The organism is Rhizobium esperanzae, assembly GCF_002204185.1.
Classification (GTDB): Bacteria; Pseudomonadota; Alphaproteobacteria; order Rhizobiales; family Rhizobiaceae; genus Rhizobium; species Rhizobium esperanzae.
Genome location: NZ_MXPU01000006.1, coordinates 199,528 through 223,106, shown reverse-complemented (window position 1 = coordinate 223,106; position 23,579 = coordinate 199,528). Strand labels below are relative to the sequence as shown.

24 protein-coding genes are annotated in these 23,579 nt (G+C 60.5%); 9 read left to right on the top strand and 15 right to left on the bottom strand.

Features of this window, described 5'->3' with window-relative positions; translation table 11 throughout:
* Window positions 1-75: 75 nt before the first annotated feature.
* The 9 genes from B5E41_RS11275 to B5E41_RS11235 form a co-directional block, all read right to left on the bottom strand.
* Window positions 76-987: a cytochrome c gene (locus B5E41_RS11275; protein WP_088393567.1), complete on the bottom strand. Its 912-nt coding sequence runs from the start codon at window positions 985-987 to the stop codon at window positions 76-78.
* Window positions 988-1,114: 127 nt separating this feature from the next.
* Window positions 1,115-1,849: a TIGR04290 family methyltransferase gene (locus B5E41_RS11270; protein ID WP_088393794.1), complete on the bottom strand. Its 735-nt coding sequence runs from the start codon at window positions 1,847-1,849 to the stop codon at window positions 1,115-1,117.
* Window positions 1,850-1,869: 20 nt separating this feature from the next.
* Window positions 1,870-2,916, bottom strand: coding sequence for a UDP-glucuronic acid decarboxylase family protein (locus tag B5E41_RS11265; protein ID WP_088393564.1), 1,047 nt, complete (start codon window positions 2,914-2,916; stop codon window positions 1,870-1,872).
* 12 nt (window positions 2,917-2,928) lie between these two features.
* A complete protein-coding gene (locus B5E41_RS11260; protein WP_088393562.1) occupies window positions 2,929-4,029 on the bottom strand; it encodes a CgeB family protein in 1,101 nt (366 codons plus the stop codon).
* Window positions 4,026-5,114 (bottom strand): CgeB family protein, encoded by a 1,089-nt coding sequence (locus tag B5E41_RS11255; protein WP_088393560.1) that lies wholly within the window; start codon window positions 5,112-5,114, stop codon window positions 4,026-4,028. Before B5E41_RS11255 ends, B5E41_RS11260 begins: the two co-directional genes overlap by 4 nt.
* Complete coding sequence (locus B5E41_RS11250) at window positions 5,111-6,241, bottom strand: CgeB family protein (RefSeq protein WP_088393558.1); 1,131 nt, start codon at window positions 6,239-6,241, stop codon at window positions 5,111-5,113. The genes B5E41_RS11255 and B5E41_RS11250 overlap by 4 nt, the downstream gene beginning before the upstream one ends.
* A 2-nt stretch (window positions 6,242-6,243) precedes the next feature.
* Window positions 6,244-7,356, bottom strand: coding sequence for a glycosyltransferase family 4 protein (locus B5E41_RS11245; RefSeq protein ID WP_342588077.1), 1,113 nt, complete (start codon window positions 7,354-7,356; stop codon window positions 6,244-6,246).
* Window positions 7,353-9,395, bottom strand: coding sequence for an NAD-dependent epimerase/dehydratase family protein (locus B5E41_RS11240; protein ID WP_088393556.1), 2,043 nt, complete (start codon window positions 9,393-9,395; stop codon window positions 7,353-7,355). Before B5E41_RS11240 ends, B5E41_RS11245 begins: the two co-directional genes overlap by 4 nt.
* Window positions 9,392-10,495, bottom strand: a complete 1,104-nt coding sequence (locus B5E41_RS11235; protein ID WP_064812442.1) for an NAD-dependent epimerase/dehydratase family protein — start codon at window positions 10,493-10,495, stop codon at window positions 9,392-9,394. The genes B5E41_RS11240 and B5E41_RS11235 overlap by 4 nt, the downstream gene beginning before the upstream one ends.
* Window positions 10,496-10,674: 179 nt before the next feature.
* Between B5E41_RS11235 and B5E41_RS11230 the strand changes: the two genes are divergently transcribed.
* Window positions 10,675-11,664, top strand: coding sequence for an MDR/zinc-dependent alcohol dehydrogenase-like family protein (locus B5E41_RS11230; protein ID WP_064812441.1), 990 nt, complete (start codon window positions 10,675-10,677; stop codon window positions 11,662-11,664).
* Window positions 11,661-12,686 carry a Gfo/Idh/MocA family protein gene (locus B5E41_RS11225; RefSeq protein WP_088393554.1) on the top strand — a complete coding sequence of 342 codons (1,026 nt, stop codon included), beginning with the start codon at window positions 11,661-11,663 and terminating at the stop codon, window positions 12,684-12,686. Before B5E41_RS11230 ends, B5E41_RS11225 begins: the two co-directional genes overlap by 4 nt.
* Window positions 12,687-12,690: 4 nt before the next feature.
* Here the strand turns inward: B5E41_RS11225 and B5E41_RS31650 are convergent, their stop codons facing one another.
* Both B5E41_RS31650 and B5E41_RS11220 read right to left on the bottom strand, forming a co-directional pair.
* The gene (locus B5E41_RS31650; RefSeq protein ID WP_176439375.1) at window positions 12,691-12,861 is read right to left on the bottom strand and encodes a hypothetical protein; all 171 of its coding nucleotides are present in this window, start codon (window positions 12,859-12,861) and stop codon (window positions 12,691-12,693) included.
* A 190-nt stretch (window positions 12,862-13,051) separates the two neighbouring features.
* Complete coding sequence (locus B5E41_RS11220) at window positions 13,052-13,273, bottom strand: hypothetical protein (protein WP_064812439.1); 222 nt, start codon at window positions 13,271-13,273, stop codon at window positions 13,052-13,054.
* 242 nt (window positions 13,274-13,515) lie between these two features.
* Here B5E41_RS11220 and B5E41_RS11215 point away from each other — a divergent pair, with 242 nt between their 5' ends.
* Together B5E41_RS11215 and B5E41_RS11210 are read left to right on the top strand one after the other, a co-directional pair.
* On the top strand, window positions 13,516-14,277 hold the full coding sequence (locus B5E41_RS11215) for a nucleotidyltransferase family protein (protein ID WP_425350125.1): 762 nt from the start codon (window positions 13,516-13,518) through the stop codon (window positions 14,275-14,277).
* A gap of 10 nt (window positions 14,278-14,287) precedes the next feature.
* On the top strand, window positions 14,288-15,010 hold the full coding sequence (locus B5E41_RS11210; RefSeq protein ID WP_020922670.1) for a metallophosphoesterase family protein: 723 nt from the start codon (window positions 14,288-14,290) through the stop codon (window positions 15,008-15,010).
* Between the two features lie 18 nt (window positions 15,011-15,028).
* On the opposite strand, the gene B5E41_RS11205 is transcribed toward B5E41_RS11210, so the two are convergent.
* Complete coding sequence (locus B5E41_RS11205; protein WP_064813171.1) at window positions 15,029-15,235, bottom strand: hypothetical protein; 207 nt, start codon at window positions 15,233-15,235, stop codon at window positions 15,029-15,031.
* Between the two features lie 266 nt (window positions 15,236-15,501).
* On the opposite strand from B5E41_RS11205, the gene B5E41_RS11200 reads away from it, so the two are divergent.
* Together B5E41_RS11200 and B5E41_RS11195 are read left to right on the top strand one after the other, a co-directional pair.
* Window positions 15,502-16,671, top strand: a complete 1,170-nt coding sequence (locus B5E41_RS11200) for a zinc-dependent alcohol dehydrogenase (RefSeq protein WP_088393552.1) — start codon at window positions 15,502-15,504, stop codon at window positions 16,669-16,671.
* A 46-nt stretch (window positions 16,672-16,717) separates the two neighbouring features.
* A complete protein-coding gene (locus B5E41_RS11195) occupies window positions 16,718-17,518 on the top strand; it encodes an SDR family NAD(P)-dependent oxidoreductase (RefSeq protein WP_088393550.1) in 801 nt (266 codons plus the stop codon).
* 52 nt (window positions 17,519-17,570) lie between these two features.
* On the opposite strand, the gene B5E41_RS11190 is transcribed toward B5E41_RS11195, so the two are convergent.
* From B5E41_RS11190 to B5E41_RS11180, 3 genes are all read right to left on the bottom strand, one after another.
* Window positions 17,571-17,834 carry a hypothetical protein gene (locus B5E41_RS11190; protein WP_088393548.1) on the bottom strand — a complete coding sequence of 88 codons (264 nt, stop codon included), beginning with the start codon at window positions 17,832-17,834 and terminating at the stop codon, window positions 17,571-17,573.
* Between the two features lie 32 nt (window positions 17,835-17,866).
* A complete protein-coding gene (locus tag B5E41_RS11185; protein ID WP_064806502.1) occupies window positions 17,867-18,112 on the bottom strand; it encodes a hypothetical protein in 246 nt (81 codons plus the stop codon).
* Between the two features lie 76 nt (window positions 18,113-18,188).
* Complete coding sequence (locus B5E41_RS11180; RefSeq protein WP_088393546.1) at window positions 18,189-20,087, bottom strand: APC family permease; 1,899 nt, start codon at window positions 20,085-20,087, stop codon at window positions 18,189-18,191.
* A gap of 356 nt (window positions 20,088-20,443) precedes the next feature.
* On the opposite strand from B5E41_RS11180, the gene B5E41_RS11175 reads away from it, so the two are divergent.
* From B5E41_RS11175 to B5E41_RS11165, 3 genes are all read left to right on the top strand, one after another.
* Window positions 20,444-22,426, top strand: coding sequence for a protein-L-isoaspartate(D-aspartate) O-methyltransferase (locus B5E41_RS11175; protein WP_088393544.1), 1,983 nt, complete (start codon window positions 20,444-20,446; stop codon window positions 22,424-22,426).
* Between the two features lie 103 nt (window positions 22,427-22,529).
* Window positions 22,530-23,057 (top strand): DUF4142 domain-containing protein, encoded by a 528-nt coding sequence (locus tag B5E41_RS11170; protein ID WP_088393542.1) that lies wholly within the window; start codon window positions 22,530-22,532, stop codon window positions 23,055-23,057.
* A gap of 44 nt (window positions 23,058-23,101) precedes the next feature.
* Window positions 23,102-23,509, top strand: a complete 408-nt coding sequence (locus tag B5E41_RS11165) for a DUF2934 domain-containing protein (RefSeq protein WP_088393540.1) — start codon at window positions 23,102-23,104, stop codon at window positions 23,507-23,509.
* Window positions 23,510-23,579 lie beyond the last annotated feature (70 nt).

Genomic DNA, 23,579 nt, shown 5'->3' with positions numbered 1-23,579 from the left:
TCTTCGAAAACTCCGCTGCCAGAAGATCGCGTTTTCGGCGAGTGTGCGAACCGGTGCACTCGTGGGCCACATGCATCAAGGATGGGGCGTGGGGCGCGGGGGCAGCGACTTCAGGTATCGGGCGATGGCCATCCGGTCGGCCTCCGGGAGTTCCGCTGTATTCTCGACCACATCCGCCATGGACCAGCCGACATAGCCGTGGTCGGGCGTCCTGCCGCTGTGAAGCATTTCTACTACATCCTGCTCCGACCACGAGCCTATGTCAGTGGGTGTAATATTGGGATTGAAGCCGATATCTTCCGAACTCACCCCGCCGGCAAATCGCGTTTTTGGCTTTATTGCACCAAAAATATTACGGGAGGAATGGCATTCGGCGCAATGGCCAAGCGTCTCCACGAGGTAGGAGCCGCGATCATGCACCGGATCGCCGTTCCGCGCTCCTTCCGATCTGCCTTCGTGGAAGAATAGGAGCTTCCAGAAGCCGACGAACCGGCGGACGCGAAAGAGCAGGGAAATCTCGTGCGGTTGCGGGCGCTCCGGCACGGGCGAAAGCGTATGCAGAAAGGCGTAGAGATCTCGGATATCGTCAAGCGTCATGCCGGTGTAGCTGGCGTACGGGAATGCCGGGTAATAATGCTGCCCTGACGGAGAAACGCCTGATATCAGCGCATTGGCGAGATCGGCAACCGACCACGATCCGATGCCGGCCGCCGGGTCGGGCGAGATGTTGGGCACTCTGAAAGTTCCATAGGGTGAGGCCAGCGCAAGATCGCCCCCCAGCCTGAAGCGGTCCGGCTGGCCTGGGGAAGCATGACAGGAGGCGCAGCCGCTTGCGGCAAAGACCAGCTTGCCGCGCCCGGCATCTCCCGGCGTCAGCGCGGGGTCGCCGGCAGCGAAACGGGGATGAGGCCTCGTCAGCAGCCAGGTCGCGAGGACGACAAGGAGGACCGCGGCGACAGCGGTCGAAAACAGTCGGGCACCTTTCAACGTTCTTGACCCGCTAGTGCAATCCGGGGAAAACTACGAAATAGCTTTCCATCCGGAGTTGCGAATAATAACTTGGAGCAGTTCCGCGTTTCCATGAAATGCTCAATCGCTCTGGATGAACAATGCCTCAACCGGACGGCGGCTCGACCATGTATGGCCGCCGGCCTCGGCGGCAGAGATAAACTTCACGCTCGGGATTGGCCTCGATGACAAAGCCCGAGCTGCGCAGCATCGCTTCGACCGCTGCCTTATTGGGAATGAACCAATTGGTGGGATCGGCGGCAAAGTGCTCTTCGACAAAGAACAGCTTCGGGAAATCCGATCGGTCGAAAATCTTCCATTCCGAAAAGTCGTAATCTTCTTCAAGCTTGGCAATAGGCTCTTCGCCACGCTGCAGACATTGGAACAGCATTAGATCTGCGACTACGTGCTCGTAGAGCAGATCCAATGCCAGCAACGGGTGGCGCAAGTGGCAGAGCACGCCCATGAAGAGCACCAGATCGAATCTCTCGCCGAGTTTCGCCACTTCGTAAACCGACATCTGCCTGAACTCGACATCAAGGTCGAAATGATCGGCAGCGAAACGGGCCTGCTTGAGATAACGTGGATCACTGTCGATGCCCAACACCCGACCGGCATTTCGGCGTTTCATCTCGAGCGCATAAAAGCCGGCATTGCAGCCGATATCGAGAACGCTGCGTCCTTGCAGATCCTTCGGCACGACATGCTTGAACCCTTCCCATTTGAACGCCGGATAGTCGCCGAGAAAATGATCCGGCGCGGTTTCGATCTCTCCGAACCGCATATTCTGAAACCAGGGGCCCAGTTCGTTGATACGCTGTTGCAAAGCCAGGTTCATCATCGCGTGCATCCGCTTCTCGGTTAGTTGTCCAAGGGGGCAGCCTGCGAGGCAGCCGCGGCGCGATGACGGCGAGGCGCAGCGACGCGTTTACGGGGACGATCATCCAAATTGGCGGCAAACCAGTCGATCGTATATCTGAGCCCCTCGGCGAGGGGCACTGTCGGCTGCCAATCGAGAAGTTCTGTCGCGCGAGAAATATCGGGCCGGCGGCGTTGAGGATCATCCTTCGGCAAAGGTCGGTAGGCAACAGCCGTTCGCACCGACACCATCGAACGGATCATCTGCGCGAGCTCGTTGATGGTAAACTCCCCGGGATTGCCGAGGTTGACGGGAACACCAGGGTTCGGCCGCACATCCATCAGCGCCGTAAGGCCGCCGACAAGATCGCTGACGTAGCAGAATGACCGGGTCTGCATGCCGCTTCCGTAGATGGTGAGCGGATTCCCCGAGAGTGCCTGCGCGATCAGGTTGGAGACGATCCGGCCGTCATTGGCCTGCATTCGCGGCCCATAGGTGTTGAAGATGCGGGCGACCCGCACGTCGACGCGGCCGGCACGCAGCATATCGAAGCAAAGAGCTTCGGCGGCGCGCTTTCCCTCGTCATAGCAGGCGCGCGGCCCTGTGCAGCTGACATTGCCGCGATAGTCTTCCTTTTGCGGATGCTCGGCGGGATCGCCATAGACTTCGCTCGTCGAGGCCTGGAGAAAGGCAGCCCCGTGCCGCTCGGCAAGCGCCAGCAGATTGCCCGTACCGGCGACGCACGTCATCATCGTGTGAACGGGATCCGCCTGGTATTGCGGCGGGGACGCGGCGCAGGCGAGATTATAGATCTGGTCGAGCGGTTCGCCGATTTCTATGAATTTGCAGATATCCTGTTCGATGAGCCGGAAGCCCGGATGGTTCATCAACGGCCTGACATTGTCCGGTGAGCCGGTAATATAGCTGTCGACGCAAATGACGGTGTCGCCACGGCCGAGCAGAGCATCGCAGAGGTGCGAGCCGACAAAGCCGGCGCCTCCTGCCACCAGAACAGTCTTGCCTTTTCCGCGACGATTGACTTGAAGCATCGATACTCTCCTTCACGCTGACATACGGTCGAAAGCTGGCTTGGTGGGCAGGTCGGAAATAGCCCTGACGAGCTCGCCGGCACGTGCCACACCGGTATGACTGCTCATCACCAGCCTTCTCGCTGCGGCGGCGGCCGCCAGGCGGTTGCTGTCGGGAAGCTCCGTCAGCAGCGCCACGACATCCTCCGGCGCGCGCGCAATGAACAAAGCCTTACCGTCCGGCAGCAGCTCATCGAGACCCTGCCAGAAGTCGCTGACAATGGGCGCCCCGCAGGCGGCAGCCTCGAACAGCCGCACGCTGGGAGACCAGCCCGCGGCAATCATATCGCTACGGGTCACGTTCAGCGTAAACCGCTGCCGGCTGTAAAAGCTTGCATGATCGCTGGGCGGCAGATGCTCGATGCGCTCGACGTTGGCCGGCCACTCGATTTCGGCGGGATATTGCGGGCCGGCCACGACGAAGCGCATCGACGGCAGGCGGCGGGCCGGCTCCAGCAGAAGGCGCTCCAGTGTCGGCTGCCGGTCAGGGCTATAAGTTCCGAGATAGCCGAGATCCCAACAAGTGGGCTCGCCGGTATTGGCATAGCGGTTCTCGTCGACCGAACAATAGAGTGCCATGGCTCTGCGCGCGCCAAATCTCTGTTCGAGCCGCGTCAACACCTTTCCTCCGGAGAAGGAGAAATAGGTGTCGAACAGCGGAATCTGCCGCAGCGCCAGATATTCCTCGTCGCCGCGATCGAGCTTCGCGAGGGTGACGGGCGTGTCGACGTCATAGAAGCAGAAGCGTTTCGGTTGCAACGCCTCGAGCCTGTCGATGAGAGGCACACCATCAGGAACATAGGATCCGACGATGACGGCATCGGCTTGGCGCAGCCTTTCGCCGTAACGCTCGATCATTGCGTCGATATCAGAATAATAGGCGAGTTCGCAGAAGTCAGGCGAAGGGAGATCCCGGTGGCTGGCATACCACGGCACGTCCCGCTCCAGGAACAGCACCTTATGGCCGGCCCGCCGAAGGCCTTTGATCAGGGCGCGATAGGTCGTGGCATGGCCATTCCCCCAGGAAGAGGAAAGGGAAAGCCCGAAGAGGACGATGTCGAGCAATCTCGTCATTCGGCCGCCTCCCGTCCGCCGAGCCGGGCGCGAAAAATCTCGTCTGCCGTTTCGGCGCGATTGACATAGGTATGTTCGGCCAGGACGCGCCGGCGCGCCTTTTCTCCGATTTCCCGTGCGGCTTGGCGGGACAAACCATCGAGCAGGGCAGCCACGTCCTGTCCGTCGCGCGCGACCAGGACCTCCTCGCCGGACTTCAGAAAGACATCGATGCCTTCCCAGTAGTCGGTAATCAGGCAAGCTCCGGCGCCGGCGGCCTCGAAGACCCGCGTCGCAGGGGAAAAACCATTCTCCGCCATACTGGCGCGCGATATGTTGAGGACCGCCATCGGCGTCACGTTGAAGGCGTTGTGATCGCGCGTCGGGACATGGCCGATATAGCGGACGTTTGAAGGGATCGGCTTGTCCTGCCAGCCCGAACCGCCAAGCAGGCATGTCCGGTTCGGCAGAAGCGACGCCGGTTCCAGGAAGAAATGCTCGACCCTCGCCTCGCGATCCGGCAGGCGGTTGCCAAGAAACCCGAGGTCGGCGGCGAAGCGGTAGTCCTGCGGCACCGGATGATGCGTTTGTGGGTCCAGCGCATTGTAGATCGGCACACATTCGGCCGCTCCGACGGAACGGTATGCGTTCACGACGGGGTCGCCGCCGCCATAGGTCAGCACGAGATCCAGCCCGGCGAGCGCACGACGCAACGGATGATCGGGGTTGGCCCTGAGTTCGGCAAGCGTCGCCGGTGCATCCACGTCCCAGAAGATCTTCAATGCATGAGGTCGGGCGTTGCGCAGCACCTCTTCCAGCAATCGATCGTCCTCGAAGCCGACACCGCTCGCCTTGACGACAATATCAGCTTCGGCCGCCTCGCTTGTGACGGCTTTGAGGGCATCAATCGTGCCTTCATAGACGACGACCCTGCACCAGTCCGGCGGGTCCATGTCGCGGTTCTTCTGCCTGTCATAGACATCGGGCTCGTAGAAGGTGATGTCGTAACCTTTCTCCGCCAGCGCCCGCAGCAGGCCTCGATAATATGTGGCGGCGCCGTTCCAATAGGCGGAGACGAGGCTTGATCCATAAAAGGCGATCTTCATTCGGCAGCCTCCCTGGATTGCAGGTTTGCGGTGACCCTATGCGTGCCGCAGCGCGCCAGAATGGCGAAAAGCTCGTCGACGCGGTGGCGGCAGGTGTGACGGGACTTGATCGTTTCGAAGCCGGCGGCGGCAAGGTTCGCAGCCAGATCGGAATCGGAGAGGACGTCGCGGAGGCTTTTCTTCATCTGCTCACCGTCACCGACGACCAAATAGTCCCTGCCAGGTTCGAACAGGTGTTCGGCGTCGCTCCAGGGCGCCGAGATCAGGGGTATTCCACAGGCAAGCGCCTCGAACACGCGGATGGTCGGTATACCCGGCAGATGTTGGACGTAAGGTCGGCGCGGAATGTGTACGGTGACCCTGTGGCGGGCAAAGGCCTCGGGAACATCGGCATTGGCGATCCAGCCGCCATAGGCGATGCCCGCTTTGCGCAGTTCGTCCAGTGCATGATCGGGATAGCGAACGCCGCGGACCACCGTGTTCAAGCCGAGATCTCTCGCGGGACGGATCAGGAATTCGCCGATTTCGGCCGACCGTTCATCGTCGCCCCAGTTGCCGATCCAGATGAGGTCTCCAGTTTTCTCGATGTCCGGCAGCGGCCGAAACAGGGCGTCGTCAGCCGCCTCGTGCCAGGTAAAGACCGACGTTCCCCAGCCGGCTCGGAGATAACGTTCACGCAAGGTCTGCCCGAAGGCCAGCACACCATCATAATCGTCAAGCGCCAGCCCCGCGATATCGCCTTCGGCGGAGACGGCGCGATGATGCGTATCGTGGAAAAGCAGGGTGAAGGTCGCGCCATCGCGTCGGATGCGGCCGAGCCTCTCGACCAATTGCGGCTCCGTCCATTCGTGGACGATAACGACGTCGGCATCGGCAAGCGCTGCTTCATGGTCGAACTCGAAGCCATAAGTCCGCGAACGGTGCTGCGGAAATGCCTGGTGAAATGCCTCGACCGCAGCCGCCCCCTGGTCCCTCAGCAGATTGGCCCGGCTCCAGGCATCGTGCGGCTCCAGCGCCAGCGTCTCATGACCGCGCCGCTGGAGATCGCGTATGACGCCGCGAAGAAAATGAGCATTGCCGTGATTCCAGTCGGAGACCAGTGAATGGGTGTAGAAAACGAACTTCATGATTACTCCGCTGCTGTTGAAAAATCGCGGGCGCACATGCCGCAATAGATCGAGCACATCGCCTCTGCCTGAGCCTCGACGCTGAAGGCGGCGGACCTGGCACGCGCTTTTCGTCCGAACGCTGCCCGCAGCTGCGGATCGTCGGCAAGCGTATTGAAAGTATCGGCGATGGCATCGGGGCGATGCGGATCGGCAAAAAGAGCAGCCCCGTCCCATATCTCGCGATAGGTTGGGATATCAGAAAGCACCAAGGCCGCGCCCGCCCGCGCCGCCTCGAGAGCGGCGAGACCGAAAGGCTCGTAGAGCGACGGCGAGGCAACGACGGCCGCCTGCCGCAACAAGGCGCTCATCCGCTCATGCGAAAGCTCTCCGCGGTGATCGGCATGGCGAAATCGCATGGTCTGGCCATTGGGACCGGTAGTCGCGCCGGCCACCGCCACCGGCCATCGCGTCATAGCTGCAGCCTTATCCAGCACGTCGCCGTTTTTGCCGTCGTCCCACCAGCGCCCGGCAGCAAGAACAAAGTCCTGCTTGGGCTCATCCGAAGCCTCAAGGCCGCTGGCGTTATGAACGACCTGAAGATTTCCAATCGTTCCATAGGCCGCTTCCATCGCTCTCGCATGGCTGCGGCTTGGCGCGATAACCGTGTCCGCGCAAGCAAAGCCCTCCTGGTTCAGCCGGTACTGCCATTGCCAGTCCTTTGGCACCTCACGTCCGCGGACGGCGGCAAACCACGTGACGACACAGGAATGGCAAACCACCGCAATCGGCAGCTTTGTTTCCATGCCCGCCGCCTGAGACGGCAGATTGAGATGCAGAAGATCGGCCTGTTCCCGGCGCGCGAGATCGGCAATCAGCCGAGGAACTTCGGCAACTGCCTCTTCATTCTCGACCGTCCAGTCGAGCGGCGCATCCAGCCAGACCAGCTTGCCGACCCGGCCGGCCTCGGCGACCTTGTCGTCTGCCGGGAAGGGCCCCAGCCCCGCAAAGACAACCTCGATGTTGTTCGATTTCAAAGCTGCGGCCAAGTCCATGGCGTAGCGCCAGACGCCGCCGATGGCGTCAACCGTCATCAGCACGCGGCGGTGCCCCTTGCTTCGTCCATGTTCGCTCATGCCGATGCCTTCCGCTTTTCTCTGCGGATCTGCCGGCCGCCGAAACGATGGGCGATCAGCCATTCGGCGAGGTGCCGCAAACCATGACGCCATCCGATTCCGGCTTGCCAGCCGGTTTCCTGTTCAAGTCTCGTCGTGTCGGCCACGAAATAGAGCTGATCGCCGGCGCGCCATGGGCCAAAGCTGGTTTCAACAGGACGGCCCGCAAGCTCTTCGATCTCGCGCAGCACCGCGAGCACGCTGACGGCGTTGCGCGGCCCGCCGCCGAGGTTGAATGCTTTGCCGCTGACCCGCTCGATATTGGAAAGCAGCAGTCGATAGGCAGCAACGGCATCATCGACATGAAGAATATCCCGCACCTGCTTGCCGTCGCCGTAGATGGAAATGGGTTCGCCGCCGAGCGCGCGGATCAGGAAATGCGCCACCCAGCCCTGGTCTTCGGTGCCGAACTGACGCGGTCCGTAGATGCAGCTCATCCGCAGGACGGCGGCAGGGATGCCGTAGGACTTCGCGTAGTCGAGAATATACTGATCGGCCACACCCTTCGAACATCCGTAAGGCGTGCAGAAATCCAGCGGCCGGTCCTCGCCGATCCCTTGCCTCCTGACGGTCTCGTCTTCGGGAAGATAACGATCGTCGAGTTCGATCATGCCGAGATCGTCGAGAGCGCCATAGACCTTGTTGGTGCTGGCGAAGATGACCGGCGCCCGTTTGCCTGCCCTGCGCACCGATTCCAGCACATTGAGCGTGCCGCGCGCGTTCGTTTCGAAATCTTCCAGCGGGTCGACGAGGCTGGTGGTCACCGCCGTTTGCGCAGCATAATGGAAGACGGCCTTGGCATCCCTGAAAGCTGCTTCGATGCCCAGCAGATCGCGAACGTCGGCGAGGACCGGATGTACCCGCCGGCCATGGCGCTCTTTCAACCAGGATAGATTCTGATCGACCCCCGACCGCGCCAGGTTGTCGAGGATGACGACGTCCTCGCCGTCGCTGAGGAGGCGGTCGGCGAGATTGCAGCCGACAAACCCGCTGCCGCCGGTGACGACGATCGGCGCGGCGCCGGAGGCGATGTTGGGAGCGGCAAGGGCCGCGACCTCCTCCAGCCTCTTGACGCCTCCTTCCTTGAGAAGGCGGGCAAGCAGCTTCGGTTTACTATCGTGACTGACAGCGCCCAGATGATAATGCCTGGGATCAAACCACAGGCCTTCCTGAACCGGAACATCCGGCGGCACGTCGCGCCATGAATACCAATACATGCGATCGGCCGGTACTTTCAGCGCGTTGATGAAGCGCCGCGCCTGTTCGATCTCGTCATTGCGCCAGGTGGAGTAGCCGGTTTCGGTGATCCATATTTCTGCATCGGCATTATAACGATCGATAATCCCACGCATCTCTCCGAGATGCATGTCCCAGCCGCCCCAGGTTGCTTCCTCGCTGTCCCAGGTTCCAGGGAAACCGTGAAAGCCGACGGCGTCGACAACACCGAGCACGCCGCGCGTGCCCATCAGATTGAGCCAGTAGGGATCGAAAGGGCACGGGCCGCCCAGCACCGGTTTGTAGCCCCTCCGCTTCGCCCAGTAGGCGGCACCTCCGACCATTTCGCAGAAAAGCAGAAAATCGTTGTCGTGGCGCCAATCCCAGTCAAGCAGGTTGTTCGGCTCGTTCCAGAGCTCGATGTGACTGATATAGTGGCCATAGCGTGTGAGGATATGATCGACGAAGTCGGCGTAGGATTTGAGATCGACCGGCGGACCGGAAGACCTGCCCGTCCGGGACAGGGAAGGCGGCGTGTAGTGGATGCAGGGTAGAAGATCGATTTCGCTGCCGATACGCGGGATCAGCCAATCGAACCATTGCTGGCCGCCGGGGGCCAAATATTCGGCCCAGGAAAGATGCGTACGCAGATAACTGGCGCCGCTCTCCAGGATGTCCGGCAAGGCGACCTCAGCCCGCTCATAGTCTCCGGGCCGGAACCACTCGACGAAACCGAACCGCCTCGTCTCCTGGTGATCGGATGCTCGAGCGCCGGCCTTGTTCATGAAACCAGCCCCCGCTCTTCCAGTTGCCGCTTCATTTCGGCGGCACGGTCGACCGCCCCGGTCTGCCGCACCCATTCGGCGAAGGGAGCGAGCGCGTTTTCGAGACGATATTTCGGTTCGAAGCCGAGCAGTTCGCGCGCCTTGGAAATGTCGGCGAAGCAATTGCGGATGTCCCCCGAACGCGCCTTGTTCATAATGTCGGGGCCGATCTCGGGCACGCCCATGGCATCGGCGAGAAGCATCGCGACATCGGCGATCGAATAGGCCTGGCCGCTGCCGATATTGATCACGTGACCGGCTGCCGCGGATTTTTCCAGGGCCAGGCGGAAGGCTGTCGCTACATCGCGGACATGGACGAAATCGCGCCGCTGCCTACCATCCTCGAAGATCATCGGCGGCTGGCCGTTGGCAAGACGCGAACCGAAATTGGCGAGCACGCCGGTGTAGGGATTGGAAAGCGCCTGGCCCGCGCCGAAAACGTTGAAGAGGCGCAGCGCGACGGCATCCAGCCCGTAGGCTTCGCCGAAAATCAGAACCTGCCTCTCCTGCGCGTATTTCGTCAAAGCGTAGATGGACGCAAGATCGACCGGTTTCTCCTCATCAGTGGCGACCGGTGTCAGCGGCTGGTTATCCTGATCAAGCGGATCCCACCGGCCCTGCTTGACATGCTGCATGCGCCGCCTGACATAGCCGAGCCGCTTTCCATCCGCCGTCCGATAGAGCCCTTCTCCATAGACACTCATCGATGAGGCGACGACGATCGTCTTGACGGGAAGTCCGATCATGGCTTCCAGGAGGACCGCGGTGCCGAGGTCGTTGCAGCCGACATAGCGGGCAATTTCATACATCGACTGCCCGACGCCGACTTCGGCGGCGAGATGAATGACGCCGTTCACACCGGCAAGAGCCGCACGCACAGCGTCCTTGTCTCTGACATCGCCTTGGATGATCTCGGCTCCATGAGGCACGCTGACTTCGGCATCACCATGCACCTGATCGATCAGCGCATCGAGAATGCGCACGTCATAGCCATTGTTCAGAAGTTCTTCAGCAACGTGGCGGCCAATGAAGCCGCATCCTCCAGTTATCAAAATCGTCATTATGAGATCCGTCCGGTTGAATAATTTGCTTCGGAGATAGGCGCCGAACCGAACGCGGATGGAAAAGTTCCTTCTTCAATGACATCTTTATTGACTTCATCATCTATGACTTCTTTGACCTCTACTGGAACTCTTCAGGAGGCCTGTTGTTCTAGGGGTGCCACATTGGAGGACATCTCATGGACATTGCGGCGAGACAGAGGGCCGGGCTCATGCGGGCTGCGATCGTCACCGGCCCAGGACATATTTCGGTGGAGACCCGCCCCTTGCCGGAACCCGGTCCGGGCCAGGTCAGGGTGAAACTGGAAGGATGCGGCGTCTGCGCCTCGAACCTCACGCCCTGGGCCGGACCGGACTGGATGACGTTCCCCACTGAGGCAGGTGGGTTAGGCCATGAGGGCTGGGGTATTGTCGACGCCATGGGTCCCGATGTCACGGGGATTCGGATGGGAGAGCGGGTTGCCGCTCTTTCCTACCATGCCTACGCCACGCACGACATTGCCGATGCCGCGATGGTCGCATCACTGCCGAAGGAGTTGGATGGCAAGCCCTTTCCGGGCGAACCGCTCGGCTGCGCCATGAACATCTTCGGCCGCAGCAACATCGAGCGCGGCCAGACCGTCGCCATCATCGGCATCGGATTCTTGGGCTCTCTCCTCACCCGGCTTGCCGCGGCAGCCGGCGTAAGGGTGATCGCCATCTCGCGCCGGTCCTATTCGCTCGAGGTGGCGAGAGAGATGGGAGCGGCCGAGACCATTCCGATGGACGATCATTGGCGCATCATCGAGCGCGTCAAAACACTCACGGACGGAAAATTCTGCGACCGCGTCATCGAAGCCGTCGGCAAACAATGGCCGCTCGACCTAGCGGGCGAGCTTACGAAGGAACGAGGGCGACTGGTCATCGCCGGTTATCACCAGGATGGACCCCGCCAGATCAACATGCAGCTTTGGAACTGGCGCGGGCTTGACGTCATCAACGCTCATGAGCGGGAGCCGGCCGTCTATATCAAAGGCATTCGCGACGCCATAGAAGCCGTGCGCCAGGGCCGGATCGATCCGCAGCCGCTCTACACGCATGTCTTTCCACTGGAGAGGCTGGACGACGCCCTCAACACGACGCGCGACCGGCCGGACGGTTTTCTCAAGGCTCTGGTGCAATATTCATGAAGGCGTGGATCTCCGGAGAACATGCGGCGACCGTCAAACGGCCGAAGCTCGGCTTTCTCGGCGTCGGATGGATCGGCCGGCATAGGATGAAAGCGATCCTCGACAGCGGCGCGGCCGAGGCGGCCGCTATCGCCGATCCTTCCGCAGACATGGCGCGGGAGGCCGCGGCACTCGCCCCCGATGCCGGGATCGTTTCCGATCTCGACGCGTTGCTTGACCTGGAGCTCGATGGAATCGTCATCGCAACGCCGAGCGCCGCACATGCAGAACAGTCCATCCGCGCCCTCGGGGCGGGCTTTGCCGTCTTCTGCCAGAAGCCGCTTGGCCGAACCGCGTCCGAGGTCAGGGCCGTTGTCGATGCTTCCAGAACCGCCGACAGGCTGCTTGGCGTCGACCTTTCCTATCGACACACGCAAGGCATGCAGCAGATCCGGCAGCTCATTCGCTCGAACGCTCTTGGAACGATCTTTGCGGCCGATCTGACCTTTCATAATGCTTATGGCCCCGACAAGCCCTGGTTCTACGACAAGAACCAGTCCGGCGGCGGCTGCGTCATCGATCTCGGGGTCCACCTCGTCGACCTCGCCTTATGGTGCCTCGATTTTCCTTCCGTCAGCAACGTCACGAGCGCCTTGAGAGCGGGCGGGAAACGGCTTGAAAACAAAGGTCAGGTCGAGGATTTTGCGGCCGCAACGCTGACGCTTGCCGGCGGCGAAATCATCCGACTGACATGCTCCTGGCGCCTCAACGCCGGCTGTGACGCCGAGATCGGCGCCGATTTCTTCGGAACCGAGGGAGGCGCCTCCTTCAGGAATGTCGATGGTTCGTTCTACGATTTTACCGCCGTCAGGATGTTCGGCACTTCGAGCGAAACTCTCGCCCTCCCCCCCGACGACTGGGGCGGACGGGCTGCCGTGGATTGGGCACGAAAGCTCGCCGGAGGCCAGCGCTACGATCCCGCTTGCGAGAATTTCATTGCGGTCGCGGAGGCGATCGACGGCATCTATGGCGCCGGCATATGATTAATCAGGAGCCCTTGATGAGCCCGTAGAGAACAATTGTCGCATAAAGGGTGAATGCGACAACGGCGACCGTGCCGACCAGGATCAGGGCTATTCTGCCGGCATTGAGCCTGGTGCGCTTGCCTACGGAAGAGGACGATGGCCGCTGATCAGGATCTCGATCCCCCTCGCTCATCGTGTCTGCTCCGTCGTCGCCGCAGGTGGTTTCTCGTCCGGTTCGCCGGGATGTCTCATCCATGTGAATGCGAGTGCGACAAGGCAGGCGATCAGGAAGATGGTGACGACGAATATCATCATACGCCGCGGCGGTTCGGAGTTATCGTGGCTCATTCCTGAAGGGTTGGGGCCACCTTTCCTCACCTCGCTCATGGAGAACCCCTTTGCGGAAGCTCGGTCTCTTCATCGAGCTTCTCCTTGAGTTCGTCGAGCCGATCGCGCAGCAGCGATGCTTTCATACGCCTTGCTTCCGCATCCGGCACCTCAACCATCCGGCCGCTATCATCGGGAATGCCGGGGCCGCTTTCAGCAATGGTCTCGTTTCTGGGCCTGTCGTTGGTGCCGGTCGATATTTTCGCTCGCTTGTCCATGACATCCTCCGTTCAGATCTCGGGAAAGTTTCTGCGATGCTTGTTATGGTCCAAACGACGCGCCGGTAGCGAAGTTCCGAATGATTCGAGAGCTTTCGTCGGCCCCTGCCATTATCGCAGCTTCATCGCCCGGACAGGCGCGGCGGAACATAGAAGCCATCCAAGTGTTGCTTTTCCTATCAATGCTGGGATCGACGATGACCGCTCGAAGTACCGAAAGAGGCAAAAACAACAATACGCTCATGAAAGTGAAGGCGGTTCCGGAACTCATCGATCCAGACGCCGAACCGTTCGTGACCCAGGTGGTCCGAGAACTTGTCGGATCGCAGATCCCGTTTCTGGTCGCCGGCACCTATGCTGTCTGCGCCTATACGGGTATTTCACGCCAGACGAAGGATTTCGACATATTTTGCAAAGCGGGCGACTACGCGCGCATTCTCGGCCACTTCAAGGCAAAGGGTTACACAGTCGAAGTCGAAGACGAGCGCTGGCTCGGAAAGGTCTTCAAGGGCAACCATTTCTTCGACGTCATCTTTGCCTCCTCCAACGGAACGATGCCGGTCGGCGACGACTGGTTCGAGGATGCGCGCAGGGTCAAGATGTGCGGCCACACGGTCAGGATTGTCAGCCCGACCGAACTGATCTGGTCGAAATGCTTCGTCCAGCTGCGCCACCGCTATGATGGTGCCGATATCGCGCACGTCATCTTGAAATCACATGACTCCATCGATTGGCGCAAGCTGCTGGCTTATCTGGAAGTCCACTGGGAAGTCCTCCTCATCCATCTCCTCAATTTCAGGTGGATCTACCCGACCGAGCGAGACAAGATTCCGCAATGGCTGCTGGAGGAGCTGCTGGACCGGCTCAAGGCGCAGCAGGACCTGCCGCTGCCGCAAATGAAAATATGCCGCGGCCGGATGTATTCCCGCGTGGATTTCGAAATCGACGTGAGGGAGTGGGGTTTTGCCGATGTCGGCGGCGAAGGTGAATTGCGAGGAGATTAGGAGAACCCCAATGGATGATCAGCGAAAGAGCGTGAGAATTGCGGCGGTGGCCGATCTTCATGTGACGGAAGACGGCGCCAAGTCCTACAAGGATCTGTTCGCGGAGATTTCCTCAGTGGCCGACGTTCTCGTCATCGCCGGCGACCTGACCGATCTCGGCAAGCCGAGGGAAGCCGAACTGCTTGCGAGCGATCTGCGCCATTGCACGGTGCCGACAGTCGCCGTCCTCGGCAACCATGATCACGAGAGCGGCCAGGTCGATGACGTCTGCCGGGTCCTGACCGATGCCGGCGTGAAACTGCTCAACGGCCAGGCGGCCGAAGTCGCCGGAGTCGGTTTCGTCGGCGTCAAGGGCTTTGCCGGCGGCTTCGGGCGACACATGCTCGGCTCGTTCGGCGAGGCGGCGATTAAGGCAATGGTCGCCGAAAGCGTCGAGGAGTCGATGCGCCTGGAAAACGCGATGCGCCAGGTCCGCTCTGATCGTTCCCTCGTCGTGCTGCACTACGCGCCGATTGCCGAAACAGTGGTGGGCGAACCCCTGGAAATCTACCCGTTTCTCGGCTCTTCACGGCTGGCCGAAACGATCGACCGATTCCGCGTCAATGCGGTCGTACACGGTCATGCCCACCGCGGATCCTATGAGGGCCGCACGCCGGGCGGCGCCCCCGTCTACAATGTCGCGGCCCATATCGAGAAACCCACCGGCAAGACTTACGCGTTGCTTGATCTCTGACCGGGCCGAGCGTCACGGCTATTTGTTGGTGCGTCCACGATGGCGTGGATCTACACCGCCCTGGGGCGTCGTATCGTTGGCTGTATCGCCTTCGACTGTGTTTTCGGCCTGCATCACTTCGTCGTCCGGCGGCGAGACGATGCCACGCGAACGGCTTATGCCCGGGTCGTTCGATAGGTCGATATCGCTAGGCTTGGTGGTCTTGGCATGTTTGGGGGAGGTCATGATTTTCTCCTTGAAACGCTGCAACCCTTCCGGAGTGAACTCACTGCATAGCCCCTGGTTCCCCTGAAGCGGCCGATGAATCCGTGACCATGAAAGCCCTGCACGCCGGGAACATTTGTCCGAAGCTGAGGTTGAAGCGCCATTAGAGCGCCACGCATCCTTTCGGACGCTCAAAGGCGCTACCTTGAATCTGCGCATCGGGCTTCCCGAAAATCGATTCCGATTTCCGGGGCCGATGCGCTGGCGACCAGAGAGGAGGAACCACCGTGAGAGCTCTGACGTGGCACGGCAAGCATGACATCCGCTGCGACAGTGTCCCCGATCCTCAGATCCAGGATGGGCGCGATGCCATCATCAAGGTCACGGCCTGCGCGATCTGCGGATCGGATCTGCATCTCTACGACGGCGTCATGCCGGAGATGCACAGCGGCGACGTCATGGGTCATGAGACGATGGGCGAAGTGGTGGAAGTCGGAAAGGACAATACCAAGCTCAAGGTCGGCGACCGCGTCGTCGTGCCCTTTACCATTGCCTGCGGCGAATGTTTCTTCTGCAAGCGTGGCTTCTATTCCGGGTGCGAGCGCTCCAATCCCGATCGAGCCAAGGTTACGAAACTCTGGGGCAATTCGCCGGCGGGTCTGTTCGGCTACTCGCATCTGCTCGGCGGCTATGCCGGCGGACAGGCGGAATATCTGCGCGTCCCCTATGCCGATGTCGGGCCGATCAAGGTGCCGGCGGGGCTTTCCGACGAGCAGGTGCTCTTCCTTTCCGATATTTTCCCGACCGGTTATATGGCAGCCGACTTCTGCAACATCCAGACCGGCGATACGATCGCGATCTGGGGCTGCGGCCCGGTCGGCCAGATGGCAATACGCTCGGCCTTCCTGCTCGGTGCCGAACGGGTGATCGCCATCGATGCAGTGCCCGAGCGGATGGCGCTTGCTGAAGCGGCCGGCGCCGTCATCCTCGATTTCATGGACAAGGACGTCTACGACCAGATCATGCAATTGACCGACGGTCGCGGTGCGGATGCCTGCATAGACGCGGTGGGAACCGAAGCCGAGGCAGCTGCTAGCTGGGGTTCACGCCTCGATCGCATCAAGGTCGCCATGTTCATGGGAACGGACCGCCCGCATGTGCTGCGTCAGGCCATCCAATGCTGCCGCAACTTCGGCACGGTCTCGATCGTCGGCGTCTATGGCGGTTTTCTCGACAAGATCCCGATGGGTTCGGCAATCAATCGGGGCCTGACCTTCAAGATGGCGCAGACGCCGGTCCAGCATTATCTGCCGATCTTGATGGAGCGTATTGAAAACGGCGACATCGACCCGTCCTTCGTCATCACCCATCGCGGCACGCTGGAAGACGGTCCGGCCCTCTACAAGAGGTTCCGCGACAAGCAGGACGGATGCATCAAGGTCGTTCTCAAACCCTGAACTTCATGCGCTTCCTTCGAACGGAAGGCTCTAAAGGAGAAGCATCATGGCTGATAAGGAAGCAGGCAAGGGCGTCGCCGTTGTCACCGGCGCCTCCACGGGCATCGGCTACGAACTGGCGAAATGCGCAGCCCGCGATGGATATGATCTCATCATTGCCGCCGATGAGGACCGCATCAACCAGGCGGCGGCCCGACTGAAGGAATTCGGCATCGCAGTGGACGCCGTTCAAGCCGACCTTTCAACGCCGGAGGGCGTGGACCGGCTTGTGGAGCGGATCACGGCCAGCGGCCGGTCGGTGGACCTGCTGATGGCCAACGCGGGATGCGGCCTCGGCAAGGCTTTCCTCGACCAGGACTTCACCGAGGCGCGTAGGGTTGTCGATACCAACGTCACCGGAACGATCCACCTGATTCATGCAATCGGCAATCAGATGCGCAGCCGCGGCCAGGGGCGCATCCTGCTGACAGGCTCGATCGCAGGCTTCATGCCGGGATCATACCAGGCCGTCTATAACGCCACCAAAGCCTTCATCAACAGCTTCTCTTTTGCGCTGCGCGAGGAGTTGAAGGATTCCGGCGTCACCGTCAGTTGCCTTATGCCCGGGGCGACGGAAACTGAATTCTTCAAGCGAGCCGGTCTTACGGATACGGCGATCGGACAAGCGAAAAAGGACGATGCGGGCGAAGTCGCGCGCATTGGCTATGACGCGATGATGGATGGTGAAGGCGATGTCGTAAGCGGCTGGAAGAACAAGCTTCAAGCGGCCGTCGCCAATGTCACGCCGGCAAGCGTGCTCGCCCATCAGCATTCGAAAATGGCAGAACCGGGTTCCGGCCGCAAATAACGGCTGCTCGGCCAGCAGCGACGCGGCGGTCCGATCGCCGCGTCATGAGCGCTCAGTCGCGCTCGACGAATTTGTTGAAGCGGCTCGTCTTTCCGTCCTTGGTCTTGTCCTGGTAGAGAAAGGCGAGCTTGTTGTCGTCGAAGATCTTGAAGAATTCGTCCCAGTCGATCTCGTCGAACTCCTCTTCCTTTTCTCCGAAATCGATCCGGAGAACGCCGCCTTTGCCGCGGGTACGGATAGCCGCCGGCCTGCCGTCCCTTTCCTCCGCCCATTTGCGGATTTTCTTGTGATCCGTCGTTGTCTCAGAACTGCTCATTGAAGCTTCCTTTCACATGATATCGCAAACGCTTACAGGAGCGGTTGTCGTTGCTTCCAGTCGCGATACGGGGCGAGCAACCGGCCGGGATAACGCCGTTCGATCTCGCTTTCGGCCAAAGCGATCCGGGCAAGAACCTCCTCTGCTGCGCCGCCCTTGGCGGTCTCGCTCGCTTTTTCCAGATCATTCATGATCACGAACAATTCGTCGTCCGTCATCACCTCAAGACGAGAGACGAAATCTTCGACCGGTTCGCTGGTAAGTGGATTGGTGGACATTGGCGCCTCTTTGCTGATGCCTGTCCAACTTCGCTTCTTATACTAAGTTCCACCGACAGGCCGGGCAAAAGAGCGATTACCCCGCCTCCTGCTCTTCCCGATATAATCGCCAGGGAACCGTTGCTACCGTCAGACGAGGCCCGCCGAGCTTGACCAGTTTTGCCCTGAGCCGTCCTGCCCTGTTCATATGCAGCAGCTTCTGCCACCACTTGTCTTTAACCGTTTCGGGGATGAGAACCGCCACCCGCCGTTCCGGACTATCGGCATCGAGCTTTTCGATCAGTCGCAGGAGCGGTTCATGCAGTTGCCGATAAGGCGCGGGGATGAACATGAGTCTGGGCGGCTTCAGTCCGTGCGCAGCGATCGGTTCTTCCACCTCGGCACGCCATTCCTCGCGAAGCGCGTTTTCACGTTCATCCCGCTCCGGTCCGCCGAGACGGATCAAATGGACGGCGACCACATCAGGCGAAATCGTCAAGGCAAACTTGATGGCGCGTTCGCTCAATCTGTTCCACGTTTCGGTGACAACGATGACGGTCGGCGGCTCGACGTCTTCGACGGTGATCGGACCGGGCTTTCGCAATTCGCGCTGAAGCGATCGGTAGTAGTTTTTGATCGACTTCAGAATGGCGATCGTCAGCGGCACGGTAATCAATGTGATCCACGCGCCTTCGGCAAATTTTGCGGCCAGGATGATGACAAGCGCAACACCGGTCGCTGCCGCACCGACGGCGTTCATCGTCAGTTTTGCCGCGTATCCTCTGGATTGGCGGCGCCAGTGCACGGTCATGCCTGCCTGAGAAATCGTGAACGTCGAGAATGCGCCGATTGCAAAGAGCGGGATCAGATGGTCGGTGATCCCTCCGAAGGCGATCAGAAGCAGTGCGGCGAAGCCGGAAAGGAAGAGGATGCCGGCGGTAAACACCAGCCGGCGCCCCGGCTGAGCGAAGGCCTTAGGCAAGTAGCCGTCGGCAGCGACCATCTGGCAGAGACGCGGAAAACCGACAAAGCTGGTATTGGCCGAGAGGCAAAGGACGCTGAGAAGGCTTGCCATCGCGATATAGTAGAAGGCGCTATGGCCGGCAACGGCGGCAATCAACTGCGACAGCACGCTCTGGTATCCTTCCTTCGTCTGATCCATTGCGCCGATCTCGAAGACGGTGGCGATGGTTGCGATGCCGCCGAGCAACAAAGTGAGAATGACGACGATAATCGTGAGGGTGATGTAGGCGTTGCGCATGACCGGTTGCCGAAACGAACCCATTCCGTTGGAAACCGCTTCAACCCCGGTCATCGCGGTGCAACCGCTGGCAAATGCATGCATGAGAATCCATATCGTCGCGCCTTGTGCTGCCAGACCGAGCGGAGGCGGCAGGACGACGGGTGCAGGTTTCTCCGCCAGAACGATCCCGGCTAGCCCATAGCCGATGGCGCCCAGGAAGCAGATGATGAAGAGGTAGGTCGGCAATGCGAATAGCCAGCCGGCCTCTCCCGTTCCTCGTAAATTGGCCAGCATAACGAGGAGGACGATGCCAAGGCAGAGGGGCAGAATGTAGGGGTGAAGGCTCGGTACCGCCGAGACGAGTGCCCCAACCCCTGCCGAAACGCCGACCGCGACATTCAGGACGTAATCGATCATCAACGCCGCGGCGGCAAGCAGGCTCGGATATTCTCCGAGATTCTCCTTCGCCACCACATAGGCGCCGCCATTCGTCGGGTAAGCGGCGAGCGTCTGCCGGTAGGAGAAATAAAGGATCCCCAGCAGAGCGACGATACAGAAGATCACCGGGCCGATATAGATAACGCCGAGCGCGCCGAGTGGAATGAGGATGGTGAGCGCTGCCTCCGGCCCGTAGGATGATGAGCCGAGGCCATCCAGCCCCATGGCGGGCACGGCTTCTATCCAACCGATCTTCTTGTCTTCGTGCTCTCGATTGGCGAGACGCCGACCGAACAGGAGGGTGCTGAGGTTCAAGTTCTATTCCTTATCCGGGGGCTGGGGCGATAACCAACAACGAACGGCCGCTCGGGTTCCCGGAGCCAAGGGCATAGAAGGACCCAGGCAGCTGGCCCGTCAGCCCTGCCGCCGATTGCATCCGCTCAGAAATTGCAAAACTCACGAATTGTGCGGAACAATCGGCCTTGCGTGCAGTATTGTGTTCGACCATCTACGACGCGCGCCTGATATCAGCCGTGCTGACGGGCGCTGCGATCCGGTTGAACCCGCAAGCCATGGCCGCAAACGAGTGTAAGCCCTACCAAGGCCAAGGCCGCATTGCCGGGGAACAACCACCTGCTTTCAGCTGTTCTCCCCGAGAACGGAGGTGACCCATGGATATGACCCGCAGCCGAGACCACATGGTGGAACATCATGTCATGCGTCGCGGCATTCGCGATCGAGGCGTCACCAGGGCGATGCGGATGGTGCCGCGCGAAAAATTCGTCGATCCTGGTTTCGAGGAATTCGCCTATGAGGATGCGCCGTTATCGATCGGCGAGGGGCAGACAATTTCGCAGCCGTACATCGTCGCACTGATGATCGAAAAAGCCGATCTGGACGCTGGCGACAAGGTTCTGGAGGTCGGAACCGGTTCCGGCTACGCCTCGGCCCTCATCAGCCGGATCGCAAGACACGTCTATTCCATTGAACGGCATGAAAGGCTGGCGGTTCAGGCTCGGGAGCGATTCGAGAAGCTCGGATACCGCAACATCGACGTCCGAGTGGGCGACGGCAGCAAGGGCTGGGCCAAAGCCGCTCCCTTCGATGCCATTATCGTTTCGGCGGGCGCACCCGAAGTGCCGGCCGCCCTGAAGGAGCAGCTGGATCTTGGTGGGCGGCTCGTTATCCCGGTCGGCCGAGGTGACGAGCAGCGCCTGAAACGCATCACGCGCACCGGTGCAACCACCTTCGAGGAGGAGGATCTCGGCGGCGTCTTCTTCGTGCCCCTGATCGGCGAGGATGCCTGGACTGCCGCACATCCGATGTACACGGCGGCAGCCTCGTCATCGCGCATGGAGGAAACGCCCTACGAACTCATCGCCGCCGTGGCGGAAGAATTTCCCTCGGTCGACGACCGGAGCTTTGCCGCCCTTTTCGATCGATTTGGCGAAAGCCGCATCGTTCTGCTTGGTGAATCCACCCATGGCACGGCCGAGTTCTACGAGGCGCGCGCTGCCATCAGCCGTCACCTGATCGAACATCACGGATTTAATATGGTGGCGGTCGAAGCGGATTGGCCGGACGCCGCGGCGATCGACCGCTGGATAAACGGCCAGCCGTCGAAATTCGATCAGCCGTTCAGCCGTTTTCCCAAGTGGATGTGGCGGAACCTGGAATTTTCGCGATTCCTCGGCTGGCTGAAGGGGGATAACGAGCGTCGCAAGGCTTTACACGCCGATCCGGTCCGGTTCTACGGTCTAGATCTCTACAACATGTCGGGATCGATCCGCTCCGTCCTCGACTATCTCGAAAATGTCAGCCCGGAAACCGCCGAGATTGCCAGGGAACGCTACGGCTGCCTCAGTCCTTGGCAGAGCGATCCGGCGACTTATGGCCGGGCCGTGCTTACCGATGCCTATAGGTCATGCGAGGAGGCGGTGCTGAAGCAATGCACGGAGCTGCTGGCGCGATCCCTGGATGATGCCGCCTCAGACGGTCATGACTTTCTGAACGCCGCCCAGTCGGCGCGGTTGCTTGCCGCAGCCGAGCGGTATTACCGGATCATGTATTACGGCGGTTCTCAAGCCTGGAATCTCCGCGACACCTACATGGCTGATACCGTCGAGCACCTCCTCGATTTCCACGGTCCGACGGCAAAGATCATCATATGGGCGCACAACTCGCATATCGGCGATGCCCGCTATACCGATATGGCAGCCGCCCGCGACGAACTGAACCTTGGCCAGCTGTGCCGGCAGCGTTTCGATGGAATGACCAGCCTCATTGGACTGGGAACGCATTCCGGCGAGGTGATTGCGGCAAACGACTGGGATGGACAGGCCGAGAAGAAGCGAGTCAATCCGTCCCTGCCGCAAAGCTATGAGCGTCTCTGTCACGATTCCGGAAAGCCGCGATTTCTCCTCGACCTCGCGGCCGATGAGGAATTGCATGCAAGCCTCGTCGACCAGCGGCTTCAGCGCTTCATCGGCGTCATCTACCGGCCGGAAACGGAACGGCTGAGCCATTACATGTCGACATCGCTGTCGCGGCAATATGATGCATTTCTCTGGTTCGATGAAACCCAGGCGCTTTCACCGTTCATGACACCGGAGTCCGGTACATTGGATCCAGAAACTTTTCCCTTTGGGCTCTAAAGCCCCGGCCTCTGTCGAACGAACAGCGATCATCAGCAACGCGATAAGACGGGAACTCTGCGCCTGTCCGCAAGTTTGGCGATCACTAACCCAGGAGATCCTTATGAAACGCTTTGTTATCGCTTCGCTCGCCCTCTCGCTTGCTGTCCCGGCCTTCGCGCAATCGGCTGCCGAAAAAAGCGGGGTTAATTCCCTGATCGGTGTGCCGCCGAAAACGGAAGATTTCGTCAAGGAAGCAGCCGCAAGCGACATGTTCGAAATCGCCTCCAGCAAGCTTGCGACCGAGCGTGGCGACGATGCGACGAAGGCCTTCGCGCAGCAGATGCTCACCGACCACCAGAAGACCAGCGAGGAACTCAAGGCGCTGGTTTCCGGCGGCAAGGTCAAGGCGACGCTTCCGCGCGCCATGACGTCGGATCAGCAAAGCATGCTCGACAAGCTGAACGGCCTGCAAGGAGCCGATTTCAACAAGCAATATCACTCCGACCAGGAATCTGCGCACGAGGACGCGGTCGATCTCTTCAAGCGCTATGGCGACGAAGGGGAGAATCCCGAACTGAAGGCATGGGCGGCAAACACGCGCCCCGCTCTGGAACATCATCTGCAGATGGCCAAAGAGCTCAACAAGTAAGCGGCAATGGTCAAGGTGATCATGAGGTCCGCCGGGAGGCAAGAATGATCGATGAGGAGACAAGAAGAACCCGCGCCTACCGGATTTGGGAGAGCGAGGGACGCCCGGAAGGTCAGGACCTCGAACATTGGTATCGAGCGGGTGACGATACGGTCGAGCCGGCGGAGGATGGTCGGGAATATATGCGATATTCCCGTGGCGCGGCGCCGGCAGGGTCGCTGATCATTAAACTTTATCGATCGGGTGACCAGATCCGGGGATATGTCCGCAAGGTCGCGGAGACCGACCTGGATGACACGGTCTATCCCGGCGAGGAAATGGAGCCCGAGGCGGCATTCAAACTGGCGGAGTCCCATAGAGGCAATAGCGGCCAGCCCGTCTTCGTCGAACTTGTCGAGGACGTCGAATGGGACCCGTCGTGGGGCCGCCTCCGGTATCAAACCCACGGCTGAAGCAGACCGGGCCGCACCGGTTGGCCCGGCACTGAAACTGCTGGCTGACCCGGAGTAGATCCGCTTCCCG